9 protein-coding genes and 1 CRISPR repeat array are annotated in these 14,466 nt (G+C 62.3%); of the genes, 6 read left to right on the plus strand and 3 right to left on the minus strand.

The features are described from left to right. The first annotated feature begins 37 nt into the window (after positions 1-37). Positions 38-984: a CRISPR direct-repeat array (repeat unit 29 nt; unit sequence CGGTTTATCCCCGCGCCTGCGGGGAACGG). A 247-nt stretch (positions 985-1,231) separates the two neighbouring features. Further along, on the plus strand, positions 1,232-3,166 hold the full coding sequence (locus SSPSH_RS16245; RefSeq protein ID WP_006913836.1) for an MFS transporter: 1,935 nt from the start codon (positions 1,232-1,234) through the stop codon (positions 3,164-3,166). On the opposite strand, the gene SSPSH_RS16250 is transcribed toward SSPSH_RS16245, so the two are convergent. The 3 genes from SSPSH_RS16250 to SSPSH_RS16260 form a co-directional block, all read right to left on the minus strand. Then, positions 3,135-3,755 (minus strand): TetR/AcrR family transcriptional regulator, encoded by a 621-nt coding sequence (locus SSPSH_RS16250; protein WP_006913835.1) that lies wholly within the window; start codon positions 3,753-3,755, stop codon positions 3,135-3,137. The two genes, SSPSH_RS16245 and SSPSH_RS16250, sit on opposite strands and share 32 nt — an antisense overlap. Positions 3,756-3,874: 119 nt before the next feature. Further along, positions 3,875-4,642: an SDR family NAD(P)-dependent oxidoreductase gene (locus SSPSH_RS16255; protein ID WP_006913834.1), complete on the minus strand. Its 768-nt coding sequence runs from the start codon at positions 4,640-4,642 to the stop codon at positions 3,875-3,877. A gap of 49 nt (positions 4,643-4,691) precedes the next feature. Continuing rightward, on the minus strand, positions 4,692-5,609 hold the full coding sequence (locus SSPSH_RS16260; RefSeq protein ID WP_006913833.1) for a LysR family transcriptional regulator: 918 nt from the start codon (positions 5,607-5,609) through the stop codon (positions 4,692-4,694). A gap of 584 nt (positions 5,610-6,193) precedes the next feature. Here SSPSH_RS16260 and SSPSH_RS16265 point away from each other — a divergent pair. From SSPSH_RS16265 to urtA, 5 genes are all read left to right on the plus strand, one after another. Beyond that, the gene (locus SSPSH_RS16265; RefSeq protein WP_006913832.1) at positions 6,194-6,667 is read left to right on the plus strand and encodes a flavodoxin family protein; all 474 of its coding nucleotides are present in this window, start codon (positions 6,194-6,196) and stop codon (positions 6,665-6,667) included. Between the two features lie 193 nt (positions 6,668-6,860). After that, on the plus strand, positions 6,861-8,681 hold the full coding sequence (gene atzF / locus SSPSH_RS16270; RefSeq protein ID WP_006913831.1) for an allophanate hydrolase: 1,821 nt from the start codon (positions 6,861-6,863) through the stop codon (positions 8,679-8,681). After that, the gene (gene uca / locus SSPSH_RS16275; protein WP_006914721.1) at positions 8,681-12,310 is read left to right on the plus strand and encodes an urea carboxylase; all 3,630 of its coding nucleotides are present in this window, start codon (positions 8,681-8,683) and stop codon (positions 12,308-12,310) included. Before atzF ends, uca begins: the two co-directional genes overlap by 1 nt. A 2-nt stretch (positions 12,311-12,312) precedes the next feature. Beyond that, positions 12,313-13,038 (plus strand): GntR family transcriptional regulator, encoded by a 726-nt coding sequence (locus SSPSH_RS16280; protein ID WP_021031898.1) that lies wholly within the window; start codon positions 12,313-12,315, stop codon positions 13,036-13,038. A gap of 48 nt (positions 13,039-13,086) precedes the next feature. Next, a complete protein-coding gene (urtA, locus tag SSPSH_RS16285) occupies positions 13,087-14,409 on the plus strand; it encodes an urea ABC transporter substrate-binding protein (protein WP_006914723.1) in 1,323 nt (440 codons plus the stop codon). The last annotated feature ends 57 nt before the right edge of the window (positions 14,410-14,466 follow it).

The following is a 14,466-nucleotide window of genomic DNA, read 5'->3' on the forward strand; positions in this document are numbered from 1 at the left end:
AACGGCTGGCCTCGCAGCTTGTTGATCGCTTCCACGCCGGTTCATCCCCGCGCCTGCGGGGAACGGGAAGTTGGTACTCATTGCCTTTCTCCGTTGCGCGGTTCATCCCCGCGCCTGCGGGGAACGGGCGCAGACCTTCTTGTCGATGATCTGCTCGTGACGGTTCATCCCCGCGCCTGCGGGGAACGGGACCCCGAACAACCCATACCCGCAGCCTCGACACGGTTCATCCCCGCGCCTGCGGGGAACGGACTACTCCTGTGCGGATCATGTCGGTTACACGCGGTTCATCCCCGCGCCTGCGGGGAACGGTGGCTTGAGACCTCCCGGTCTCTCGGGCCTCGCGGTTCATCCCCGCGCCTGCGGGGAACGGGCGTGCTGCGCGCTTCGGCGCATGAATTCGAGCGGTTCATCCCCGCGCCTGCGGGGAACGGTGCGCCCACCGCCACGTCATCGCGAAGCCGGTCGGTTTATCCCCGCGCCTGCGGGGAACGGGTTAAGCGCAGACGCTTTAGATAGCGGTCATCCGGTTTATCCCCGCGCCTGCGGGGAACGGATTGCGAAGGTACGGCGGCGCAGCCTCCGTGCCGGTTTATCCCCGCGCCTGCGGGGAACGGGCTAGCAGGAGCGAAAAGAGCGTGTCTAAGCTCGGTTTATCCCCGCGCCTGCGGGGAACGGCGGAGACGGTCAACCGGTCGTGAGTCACCAGTGCGGTTTATCCCCGCGCCTGCGGGGAACGGTTGTGCAGGACGTGGAGGCGGTCGACAAACAACGGTTTATCCCCGCGCCTGCGGGGAACGGATCGCATGAAAATCCCTCTCGTTGGATCCCTGCGGTTTATCCCCGCGCCTGCGGGGAACGGCGACGTGTACGACGTCGATCGCGATGCGCGCACGGTTTATCCCCGCGCCTGCGGGGAACGGCGGACAGGCCGAGAAAGTGTTTTTTGAATTCGCGGTTTATCCCCGCGCCTGCGGGGAACGGTCTAATCATAACTGCTTATTTTTAAAGACCGAATAGCGCGCATGAATTTCCACCAACCTGAACGACGCATTCAGGTTTCAGGCACGCCGCTCGAAACGGCACATCGCTGTCTTTGCCAAGACTGGAACACTGCAAATTCGAAAAGGCAAGACCGTACGCCCGTCGGCACGGAAATCGACGCGCCACTTGCCAGCCTATTGCTGCGCTGCTATAAACTGAACACCGTTTAATTAATTCGGACCGCAGCATGGCTTCCGGACAGTTCAAGCTTCTTGGCGAGCGGCGTTTTTCGCCGTTCTTCTTTACCCAGTTTCTGGGCGCGTTCAACGACAATCTGTTCAAGAATGCGCTGGTGATCCTGATCGCGTTTCAGGGTTCGAGCTGGGCAATGACGGAAGGCGGCATGAGCGCGAACGTGCTCGTGAACGTGGCAGCCGGCTTGTTCATCCTGCCTTTTTTCCTGTTTTCGGCCACCGCCGGGCAGATCGCGGACAAGTACGACAAGGCTACGCTCATGCGCTGGATCAAGGCGCTGGAAATCGTGATCATGGCCGGCGCAGCCGTGGCTTTCGCCCTGCACAGCCTGGCGCTGTTGATGGTGCTGCTGTTTCTCATGGGCGCACAGAGCACGTTGTTCGGGCCGGTGAAATACGGCTATCTGCCCGCCCATCTGGATAATCGCGAGCTCACCGGCGGTAACGGCATGGTGGAGCTGGGCACCTTTCTCGCCATTCTGCTGGGCACCATCGCAGGCGGGCAGCTGGTGCATGCCGTGGGCGATCGTACGTTGGTGATCGGCATCAGCGTGCTGGTTTTCGCGGTGCTCGGATGGCTGGTGAGTTTGCTCATTCCCCGTACCGCGCCTAGCGCGCCCGATCTCAAGCTCAACTGGAATCCGGTAAGCGAAACGATCCGCATCGTCGGTTATGCACGCGAGAACCGCACGATTTTCCTGTCGATCATGGGTATCAGCTGGTTCTGGGCAGTGGGCGCGATGTATCTGGCGCAGCTGCCTAACTACGTGCGCGTGGATCTGGGCGGCGACGAAACGGTGGTGACCCTGTTGTTGGCGTTGTTCTCGCTGGGCATCGGCATCGGCTCGATGCTGTGCGATCGGCTTTCCGGCGGGCGTATCGAGCTGGGTCTGGTGCCGTTCGGGGCGGCGGGGCTGGTGTTGTTCAGCTTACACCTGGGATTTGCCGGCGTAGCCGAACACGCCAATGAGGTGGGCCTGAGCGCTTTTCTCGCGCTCGACGGCAGCTGGCGCGTGCTCGCCGATCTGGGCCTGATCGGGTTGTTCGGCGGCTTTTATATCGTACCGCTGTATTCCCTCATCCAGGAGCGCGCCCCGCGCGAACGACTGTCGCGCATCATTGCGGCCAACAGCGTCATCAACGCGCTGTTCATGGTGCTGGCCTCGCTGTATGCCGTGGGCGCGCTGCAGCTCGGCTTGAGTATTCCCGGCCTCTTTCTCGCCACCGCGGTGATGACCGCGGCCGTCGTGGTGTTCATCTTTACGCTGGTGCCCGAGTTCACCATGCGTTTCATCATCTGGTTGCTGGTGAGCACGGTTTATCGGGTCAGAAAACGCGGGCTCGAGAACATCCCGGAGGAAGGCGGCGTCCTGCTGGTATGCAATCATGTGAGCTTCATGGACGGACTCATTCTCGGCGGCTCGGTGCGCCGTCCCGCCCGGTTCGTGATGTATCACACCATCTTCGATGTACCCGTTCTGTCGTTCATTTTCCGGACCGGCAAGGCCATTCCCATTGCCCCCGCCAAAGAAGATCCGGGACGGCTGGAGGCGGCTTACGATGCGATTGCGCGCGAGCTCGAAGACGGCCAGGTGGTGTGCCTGTTCCCGGAAGGCGCAATTACCCACGACGGCGAGCTGCAGGCATTCCGTCAGGGCGTGGAACGCGTAGTGCAGCGCACGCCGGTGCCGGTGGTGCCTATGGCGTTACGCGGCATGTGGGGCAGCTTCTTTTCACGCAAGGGCGGCGCGGCCATGAAGCAACTGCCGCAGCGTTTTCGTTCGCGTATCGAACTGATCGCTGGCAGTGCGATCGCCCCAGAGCAGGCTAGCGCGGCCGAGCTACAGCGCCGCGTACAAATCATGCTCGATAGCGGCGAACCGTGCGAAACGCCTGTCAACGCGCATCAGCCGGCGCCGCGCGCATGACCAGACCGGCCAGATAATGCGTAACCAGGTCGTCGGTCAGGTGCTCAGTCGCCTGGCCGCCAACCATATGCAGTTTGCCGGTGAGGGTGAGGATGCACACGCCGTGCACCCCGCTCCACAGCGACTGGGCCGCGGCATCGAGCGCTGCGCCTTCGGCCCCCGACACCCGGGCCAGCGGCGCCATGATGAGCTCCACCAGCTGGGCGATCCGGGCGTCGATGAAGTCCGGGCCGGCCACGTCTTCGGGCAGGCGATGTTCGAAACAGGCCCGCCACAGGTTGGGGTGGCTGCGTGCAAAGTCGGCATAGGCCCGCGCGGCGCCCAGCAGCTGCTGCTCGGGGTCGTCGGTCGCGGCCACCGCGGCCTGCATGGGGACCCGTAGCCGGTCGAGCGTGCGGGCGTTCACGTGCAGGATGAGTTCGTCGAGGTTGGCGAACACCAGGTAGATGGTGCCCGGCGTGTAGCCGATCTGGCGGGCGATGGCACGGGCGCTCAGCCCGGCCAGGCCCTTGTCGACGATCAGCTGCTCGGCGGCCTCGAGCATGAGATCGCGCAGCTGTTCGCGGGTGTGTTCACTGCGGCGTGCCATGGATAATCGTCCGGCCAAATAAAGCCAGCATAGCGCGATGGTGAACGGCGTTCATTATCGGCCGCACATGAACACCACGACCCGGCTGCCAGGCAACGACCACCAGGCAGCGCACCTGACTACAGCGTGGACTGCAGGTGGCCGCCGTCAACCGTGATGGTACTGCCGGTCATGTAGCGGCCGGCGTCCGAAGCCAGCAGCAGCAGCGGGCCGACTAGGTCGTCGACTTGGCCGAGATGACGCTGCGGAATACGCTTGAGCATCTTCTGGCCCGCGTCCGTTTCGAAAAAGCCGCGGTTGATATCGGTCGAAATATAGCCCGGCGCGATCGCGTTCACGCGGATGCCGTGACGGGCCCATTCCAGCGCCAGGCTGCGGGTGAGCTGCTCCAGCGCGCTTTTGGAGGCCGCATAGGGCGCCAAAGCGGCCGCCACGCGGTGGCCGAGGATCGAGGTGATATTGATCACGCTGCCCGGTTTGTCGGTCGCGCGCAGACGGCGACCGGCTTCGGTGGCCACCCGCCAGCAGCCGTTGAGATTTACGTCGATGGTCTTCAGCCAGTCGGCCTCCTCCATGTCCATGGCCGGGGCGGCCACGGCCACGCCGGCATTGCAGACCACTACGTCCACCGTGCCGAAGGCCTGTTCGGCGGCATCGAAACCGGCCGCGACCGACTCGGCATCGCTCACATCCATGGGCACCACCATGGCTTCGCCGCCGGCTTCGCGTACCACGTCTGCGGTGGTCACGAGCGGGCCTTCGCGACGCCCGCAGAGCACCGCCTTGGCGCCGGCCTCGGCCAGTGCGGTGGCAAAGCCGCTGCCCAGGCCGCCACCTGCGCCCGTGACCAGCGCAATACGGCCGGTCAGATCGAATCGATCGGTCATGAAACTCTCCTTTTGTTCTTTGAAATCGCGGCAGACGCCTGCCCGGCTGTCAGCTTAAATGTTCGCGGGCGATGGCGATAATGCGTTCGCGCAGCCAGCGGTGCGCCACGTCGTGATGATCGAGCGCGCCCCAGGTCATGCCAATATGGAATTCGGGCAGCTCAAGCGGCGGATCGAGCACGGCCAGGCCAAGATGGCGGGCCTGATAGCGGGCAATACGCGCCGGCAGAGCCACGATCATGTTGCTGTTCGCCACCAGCTCTCGCGGCAGCTGATAGTGACGGGTGAGCACGCTTATCTGGCGCGACTTGCCGCTATCGGCCAGTACTTCGTCGATCCGGCTCAGGCCAACGCCCGTCTGTGTGATCAGAATATGTTTCTCGGACAGGAAAGTTTCGAGTGTCAGCTCGCCATTGGCCTCGACCAAGGCCGGATGATCCTTGCGGATCAAGCACGCCATGCGATCGCTCCAAAGCTGCTGCTGATGGAAATTGGCCGGCAGTTTGCCGAAACGATTGACCAGCAGATCGGCTTCGCCACGCTCGATCTGGTCGATTGCATCGCTGCCCGCACTCAGAATATTGAGCGCGATATTCGGCGCCTCCTGCTCAAGCACACCCACAACATGGGGCATGAGCACGGACGCCGCATAGTCGGTGATCAAAATAGTGAAAAGCCGTTCGGCTGTCGCAGGCTCGAAAGCGCGGTTGGGCGCGATCGCGCTTTCCAATTGGGCCAAGGCATTGCGCACCGGCCGCTGGAGCTTGAGCGCGCGGTCGGTAGGCTGCATGCCATTGGCAGTACGCACCAGCACCGGATCGCCCAGAAGTTTGCGCAAGCGTCGAAGCGCATTGCTCATCGCCGGCTGGCTGAGATCCATCGCCAGCGCAGCCTTGGTTACGCTGCGCTCACGTAAAAGCGCGTCGAGGAAGACGAGCAGGTTCAGGTCAATGTCCCGAACATTCATTCAGTGAATACATGCGCCTGGGAATATGGCGCAAGGATAGCATCAAGCCAATATGAGAACGCCTAGCGACGACGCTGAAGGAACCGATGTCCGCAGTCGACGCAGCGGTAGTAGTTACGCAGATTCATCATTTTCCTGAAGCCGTGCCGACGCAGCGGCAGCACGCCATAGCTCTCACACTTAGGGCATCTTTCGCGATTGCGTTCAGCAACTTCAGCTGTCATTTGAAACTTTTAGATGGCTACAAATGGGACACGACGTTTTCTGATCGCGCAATAGCCAGAAACCGTACACCGCTTCGCGGAATACAAGAACGATAAATCTTTTACAATTTAATTTGATGTCATGGAAAAAGAGCGCCAACCGTGCTGCATTATTTTCTGTACCGCCCGTTCTGGCGCCTGAATGGACCGCAGTCCTCTATTCAAACCTGACGACATCGCCATATAACCATTATGCACCAATAGTCGACGCTGTCTTTTTTTTTTGCGCGTCGTGTATCGAACCGATCACCGTCGCATTAATTAGTTACCGGGCCATTAAATTCCAAACATTTTAATTTTCTTTTCTAAGGATTTACGCCCATGAGTCAACCCGTGCGCCAGGTCGCCGTAATCGCCCATGCGCCGTCAAAGAACACGCGTCGCTTGCGTGACGCCGTGCTGCGCGGCATTGCAAATCCCGATATCGATAACGTCACAGCACGGTGGATCGCACCCCTGGAAGCGGGGCCCGAGGATGTACTCACCGCGGATGCCGTCATTCTTGGCACGCCCGAAAACCTCGGCACCATGAGCGGCGCGCTCAAGGATTTTTTCGATCGCAGCTATTACCACTGCTTGGAACACACCGATGCGCTGCCGTTCGCGTTCTATGTCCGCGCGGGCCAGGATGGCACCGGCACACGCCGCGCAGTCGAAAGTATTACGGGCGGGCTTCGCTGGAAAAGCGTACAGGAACCGCTGATATGCCGCGGGCCGTTCGATCCCGCTTTCGAAATACAGTGCGAAGAATTGGGCCTGATGATGGCAGCAGGCCTGGAGTCCGGTTTGTTTTAGCAGTTGCCGAACGCGCTGCACCACATACGGGCAGAAGCTGTTTTAGCGCCCTAAAAAAGGTCGAATACGATCTAGTCCGCTACTAGATCATCTGGCAACCGCGCCAGAACAGACCCGCATCGTCTGCAAACCGTAGATTCGTGCTGGCACATGCGTTGCATATCCGTTGTATACATACCTGTATGCAGCTCATATGACGATTTCGACCCTCGCCGACTGGCACACCGCTTATGCCGACGGCGTAAAGACGCCGCGCGCCGCGCTCCATACCTTGCATGAGACGCTTTCGCCCGACGATCCAGCCTGGATTCATATTATTAGCGGCGTCGAGTTGGACGCCCAGCTGGATGCGCTCGAGGCACGACTCGAACGCGCAGAAGGCAGAGAATCTGCGCTACCGCTTTACGGTGTTCCCTTTGCGGTCAAGGACAATATCGACGTCGCCGGGCTACCCACAACGGCCGCGTGCCCGGACTATAGGTACACACCCGAGCGATCGGCCCATGTGGTCGAAAAGCTGCAGGCCGCGGGTGCGATCCTGCTGGGCAAGACCAATCTCGACCAGTTCGCGACCGGGCTTGTGGGTACCCGCTCACCGTATGGCGCGGTTCCGAATGCATTCGACACCACTTATATAAGCGGAGGCTCGAGCTCGGGTTCTGCATCGGTAGTCGCACGCGGGCTGGTGGCGTTCTCGCTAGGGACCGATACCGCCGGCTCGGGACGCGTGCCGGCCGGATTCAACAACCTGGTAGGCGTTAAAGCAACCTGCGGTGCCATCAGCGCCCGCGGTGTGTTGCCGGCCTGCAAGTCACTGGACTGCGTATCCATCTTCGCGCTGGACATGAGCGACGCCGACGCCGTGCGCGATGTACTCGTCGAGTTCGATACAGAAGACGCTTATTCGCGTCGCAAACCCCATGACGCGCCCGGCGCACAGGCCAGCGCCACAACGCCGCGACTGGGTGTTCCGACCGAACCGCAATTCTTCGGCGACGATGAAGCACGCGCCGCGTTCGAAGCCGCTATAGCACGCTGGCGACAGACCGGCGCCGAGATCGTTGAACTCGACTTTACACCGTTCCACGAAGCCGCCGCCCTGCTCTATCAAGGCCCCTGGGTCGCCGAGCGCTATGCCGCGGTGGGCGAGTTCATCGATGCGAATCCCGATGCCGCCGAGCCGGTGGTGGCCGGCATTATTACCGGCGGCAAGAACGCCAGCGCGGTCGACGCCTTTCGGGCCCAGTACGCGCTGTCGGCGCTCAAGCGCAAAGCGGACGCTCTCATCGAAAACGTCGACGCGCTGCTCGTACCCACATCGCCGAGCATCTATAGCCAGGCCGAGATCGAAGCCGAGCCGGTCGAACTCAACAGCCGCCTGGGCACTTATACCAACTTCGTGAATCTGCTCGATTACTGCGCGCTCGCCCTGCCGGGTGGTTTTCGCGAGGACGGCCTGCCCGCCGGCATCACGCTCATTGCACCGGCATGGCACGACGATCGTCTCGCCGCGCTCGGTGCGCGCTGGCAAAACCATCAGCCGTGGCCGCTGGGCACGGGCGAACGCCTCGCGTCGCAAGTCACGATCACAACGGTCACAGCACCAGCGACGGACATGATCCGTGTGGCCGTGGTCGGCGCACACCTGCGCGGCATGCCGCTGAACTGGCAGCTCACCGAACGCGATGCGGTCTTCGTGGAACAGACCGAAACCGCGCCCGAATACCGTCTTTTGGCGCTTGCCGGCACCACGCCACCCAAGCCGGGGTTGATCCGCGGCGACAGCGGCGCAGCGATTCAGGTCGAGCTCTGGGATGTGCCCGTGGCGGCGTTTGGCTCATTCGTTGCACTCATTCCAGCACCGCTGGGCATCGGCACGTTGACGCTGGCCGACGGCCGCGAAGTGAAAGGTTTCATCTGTGAAGGCTGGGCCGCCGAGACCGCCCGCGACGTGACCGAATTCGGCGGCTGGCGCGCCTATATCGCAGACCAGAAAGCAAAGGCGAACGACTAATGGCAGAACTGGATACCGTACTCATCGCCAACCGCGGCGAAATCGCGGTGCGCATCGCGCGTACGCTCAAGACGATGGGCGTGAAAAGCGTCGCCGTCTATGCCGATTCCGATCGCGACAGCGGCCATGTCAGCGCGGCCGATCAGGCGATTGCCCTCGGCGGCGATTCCGCGGCGGACAGCTATCTGAATGTTGACGCCGTGCTGGCGGCCGCTCGTGAAGCAGGCGCACAGGCGATCATTCCGGGTTACGGTTTTCTGTCCGAAAACGCGGATTTCGCCCGCGCCTGTGAAGATGCCGGCATTGCCTTTGCCGGCCCCACGCCCGAGCAGATCGAACAGTTCGGCCTCAAACACACCGCACGCGAGTTGGCCGAGAATGCCGGTGTGCCGCTGGCCCCCGGCACCGGCCTGCTCGACAGCCTGGATGACGCGAAGACAGCCGCAGCCGAGCTCGGCTATCCGGTGATGCTCAAATCCACCGCTGGCGGCGGCGGTATTGGACTGTCGCGCTGTAATGACGAGCCGGAACTGGAAGCGGCGTTCGAAAAAGTGGCCCGGTTGGGCCAGAACTATTTCTCCGACGACGGCGTGTTTCTGGAACGCTTCATCGAGTCCGCTCGCCATGTGGAAATTCAGATCTTTGGCGACGGCAACGGCACGGTGGTGGCGCTGGGCGAGCGCGACTGTTCGCTGCAAAGACGCAACCAGAAAGTCGTCGAAGAAACGCCGGCGCCGCATCTGCCGGCGGCCACCCGCGACGCCATGATGGCGGCTGCGATCAGTCTGGGCGAATCCGTAAATTATCGCTCGGCCGGCACGGTGGAATTCATCTACGACGGCGCCCGCGACGAATTCTATTTTCTGGAGGTCAACACGCGCCTGCAGGTCGAGCATCCGATTACCGAAGCCGTGACCGGCGTCGATCTCGTGGAATGGATGGTGCGCACTGCGGCCGGCTCACCGCCCGATCTGAGCGCCTTCGAGGCCAACCCCCAGGGTTGCGCGATCGAGGTGCGTATCTATGCTGAACAGCCGGCGCGCGACTTTCAGCCGTCCCCGGGCGTTCTGACCGAGGTCGTGTTCGACGAACATGCGCGCGTGGACACCTGGGTCGCAGCGGGCACCGAGGTGTCGTCGCATTTCGATCCGATGATCGCCAAGCTGATCGTGCATGGGGATACCCGCGACGAAGCCCTCGCCCGGCTGGCGAACGCGCTGGATGCCACCCGGCTGTCCGGCATCGCCACCAATCTCGACTATCTGCGCCAGATCGTGGCGAACGAAAAATTCGCGGCCGGCAAAGTCTCGACCGCCTTTCTGGCCGATTTCGACTATGAGCCGCCGTTTCTCGAAATCATCAAACCCGGCACCTACACCAGCATCCAGGATTTCCCCGGCCGTACCGGTTATTGGCATATCGGCGTGCCGCCGTCCGGGCCGATGGACGACTATGCCTTTCGTCTGGCCAATGCCATCGTCGGCAACGACGCCTCGGCAGCGGGCATCGAATGCACCATCCTCGGGCCGACGATTCGCTTTCATACCGATGCTGTAATCGCGCTCACTGGCGCCAAGACCGCCGCCACGCTGGACGACCAGCCGGTCGATTCCTGGGCACCGATCGAGGCCAAGGCCGGGCAGACGCTGGTCGTTGGCAAGGCCGAATCCGGCTGTCGCACCTATATCGCGGTACGCGGCGGCATCGACGTGCCAGACTACCTTGGCAGCAAGTCGACCTTTGCCCTGGGCCAGTTCGGCGGTCATGCCGGTCGGCCGCTGCGGGCGACCGACATGCTCGCCGTTTGCGATGCGTCCAAACCCAACGCACCGACGCCCGCCCCGATCCGCGAGCCGCAGACGGCCCCCGACGCGCTCGTGCCGGACTATGGTTCGCATTGGGAAATCGGCGTGCTCTATGGCCCGCACGGCGCGCCCGATTTCTTTACGCAGGACTCGATCGCCCGCTTCTTCAAAACCGACTGGGAAGTCCACTACAACTCGAACCGGCTCGGTATTCGTCTGAACGGGCCCAAGCCGACCTTCGCCCGCGAAGACGGCGGGGAGGCCGGCCTGCATCCGTCCAATATACACGATACGGAATACGCGGTCGGCAGCATCAATTTCACCGGCGATATGCCGGTGATCCTCACCCGCGACGGGCCGAGCCTGGGTGGCTTCGTCTGCCCAGTGACCATTGCCGCGGCCGAACTCTGGAAAGTCGGCCAGGTGGCTCCGGGCGATACGATTCGTTTTGTGCAACTCGGCTTCGACGAGGCGGCCGCACTGCAGCGTGAACAAGACGCTGCCTGCGACGATCTCGTCGTGCCGGCGCAACGCGAGCCGGAGGCCCTGCCCGCGCCGGCAGACACGGTCTCGCCCTGCGTGCTGGCCGAACGCCCGGCCGAAGGCAGCCGTCCCGCCGTGGCGTATCGCCAGGCGGGCGATCGCTATATTCTGATCGAGTACGGGCCCAACGTTCTGGATCTGCGTTTTCGGCTGCGCGTTTATCTGCTCATGCAGGCGCTGGAGAAGAACCCGGTCGACGGCATTCTCGAGCTCTCGCCCGGCGTGCGCTCGCTACAGGTCAACTACGACGGCCGGCGTATCCACCAGCGCGATCTGATCGACGCGCTGCTCGCCATCGAGGCCGACCTGCCCGACGTCGACGACCTCAAGCTCAATACGCGCGTACTGCACCTGCCGCTGGCGTTCGAAGACAGCGCCACGCTGGATGCCGTATCGCGCTACCGCCAGTCGGTACGCGATACCGCGCCGTGGCTGCCGAACAACGTCGATTTCATCCAGCGTATCAATGGCCTGGATACGCGCGAACAAGTACAGGACACGATTCTTGCGGCCAGCTATATGGTGCTCGGCCTGGGCGATGTATACCTCGGCGCGCCTTGTGCGGTGCCGATCGACCCACGCCATCGTCTGGTCACGTCGAAGTACAACCCGGCGCGTACCTATACCGCCGAAGGCACCGTCGGTATCGGCGGCGTGTATATGTGCATCTACGGCATGGATTCGCCGGGTGGCTATCAGCTCGTCGGCCGTACCCTGCCGATCTGGAACAAGTTCGGGCACAACGAACAGTTCGACCCGGGCGAACCCTGGCTACTGCGCTTCTTCGACCAGGTGCGTTACTACCCAGTCGACGAAGACACGCTCACCAAGATGCGCGCCGAGTTCCGGGCTGGCCGGCTGCACGCCGAAATCACCGAGGAAGTCTTCGACTTCGCCGAGTACCGGCAGTTTCTCGACAACAACGCCGACGACATCGCCGCGTTTCGCGAGCGCCAGAACGACGCCTTCGCCAAGGAGGTCGAACATTGGCAAGCCCAGGCCGAAGCCGAACCCGAGGAAAAAGCCGGCCCCGCGGCCGCACCGGCCGATGAGGCCATCGACGGCGAAGCCATTACCGCGGACGTGTCCGGCAATGTTTGGAAGCTGCAGGTCGAGGAAGGCGCCCGGGTCGAAGCCGGTGACACGCTGGTAATCGTGGAAGCGATGAAAATGGAATTCGCGGTCGAAGCGCCCTGTGCCGGCACCGCGAAATCGCTGCGCTGCGACCAGGGCACGCTGGTGTCGGCCGGCGATGTACTGCTCGTGATCGAAGCCGATTGATCATGAGCACCGCGCACACAATCCGAATTGCCAAGCCCCCAAGCACAAAGCGTGTGAACCTGGCCGATCGGGTCTATGCACAACTCAAGGCCGAGCTGTTCGATTTTCAGCTCATGCCCGGCGATCCCATTTCCGAAAACGAGATCGCCGAACGCACCCAGGCCAGCCGTACGCCCGTACGCGAAGCGCTGTTCCGACTACAGCGCGACGGCTATGTCGACGTGCAGGCCCGGAACGGCTGGTACGTCAAACCGCTGGACTTCGACGCGTTCGACGAACTCTACGATGTACGCATCACGCTCGAATGCGTGGCCGCGCAGCGGCTGTGTGCACTCGACAACCGCCCGCCGGCGTTGACGGGACTCGATGCGACCTGGGGTATCGACACGGCCCGCCGCGAAACCGACAGCACGACGCTCTGGCAGTTAGACGAACAGTTTCATGCCGAAATCGTCGCGGCCGCGGGCAATCGCGAAATGGCGCGTATTCATCGCGATGTGACCGAGCGCATTCGCATCGTGCGACGCCTGGATTTCGTCAAGCCCGCCCGCGTGGATGCGACCTACGATGAGCACGCAGCGATTCTACGGCTGCTGGGCGAACGGCATGCCGAGCCCGCCCAGCACCTGCTCGAAGCCCATATCAAGGCCAGCCGCGACGCGGTTCGCCAAATCACCTTGCACGGGCTTTTCGAGGCCCGCGATGCGATACGCACGGGCGCGGCCTGATAGGCGCTCGTCACGACTTCTGTCATCAATCGAAGAACGGAGGAACCCATGTTGAAGAAAACGACACGCCACAAACTCGTCACGCGCGTACTCGCGCCGGCGCTACTGACGTTCGGCGCCTTTACCGGCGCCCATGCCGCAGAGGATGCCAAGGCGGATTGCCCGATCAAGGTCGGCGTACTGCATTCGCTGTCCGGCACGATGGCCATCAGCGAGTCCACGCTCAAGGACACGGCCCTCATGCTGATCAAACAGCAGAACGAAAAAGGCGGCTTGCTTGGCTGCCAGCTCGAGCCGGTGGTCGTGGACCCGGCCTCGAATTGGCCGCTGTTCGCGGAAAAAGCCCGTCAATTGCTCGCTCAAGACAAGGTCGACGTGGTGTTCGGCACCTGGACGTCCGTATCGCGCAAGTCGGTTCTGCCCGTATTCGAAGAGTTGAACGGTCTGCTGTTCTACCCGGTGCAATACGAGGGTGAAGAATCCTCGCGCAATATCGTCTATACCGGTGCCGCGCCCAACCAGCAGGCCATTCCGGCAGTGAACTATTTGATGAACGAAGTCGGCGTCGAGCGCTGGGTGCTGCTGGGCACGGACTATGTCTACCCGCGTACCACCAACAAGATCCTCAAGCAGTATCTGATGGACCAGGGCGTGGCCGAATCCGACATCATGATCAACTATACGCCGTTCGGGCATTCCGACTGGCAGAGCATCGTCTCGCGTGTGAAGGCCTTCGGTTCGGTCGGCAAGAAGACCGCCGTGGTTTCCACCATTAACGGCGATGCGAACGTGCCCTTCTACAAGGAACTCGCCAACCAGCAGATTTCGGCCGCCGATATTCCGGTCGTGGCGTTCTCGGTGGGCGAACAGGAGCTTTCGGGCATCAACACCGGGCCGCTGCTCGGGCATCTCGCGGCCTGGAACTATTTCCAGAGCATCGATACGCCGGCCAACGAACAGTTCATCGAGAACTGGCATGCGTACACCGGTGACGACAATCGCGTGACCAACGATCCGATGGAAGCCACCTATATCGGTTTCAATCTCTGGACCAAGGCGGTCGAGAAAGCCGGCACCACCGATGTCGACACGGTCATCGACACCCTGCCCGGCCTGAAGGTCGACAACCTGACCGGTGGCACCGCCGAATTGCTGCCCAACCACCACATCACCAAACCGGTCTATATAGGCGAGATTACCGACGACGGTCAGTTCTCGGTGGTATGGGAAACCGACGACGAAGTCCCCGGTGATGCCTGGTCCGACTTCCTGCCGGACAGCAAAAAGCTCAAGGCCGATTGGGCCGATCTGGACTGCGGTCATTACAACACCGAAACCGAGTCCTGCACCGGCCAGAGCGCCGAGCAGTAACAGTCGCGCCGCGTCTTCGACGCAACGCGTGACGACACCTCGCACCGGGCCCTCGTG

The sequence above is a fragment of the Salinisphaera shabanensis E1L3A genome (assembly GCF_000215955.2).
GTDB classification, from domain to species: Bacteria; Pseudomonadota; Gammaproteobacteria; order Nevskiales; family Salinisphaeraceae; genus Salinisphaera; species Salinisphaera shabanensis.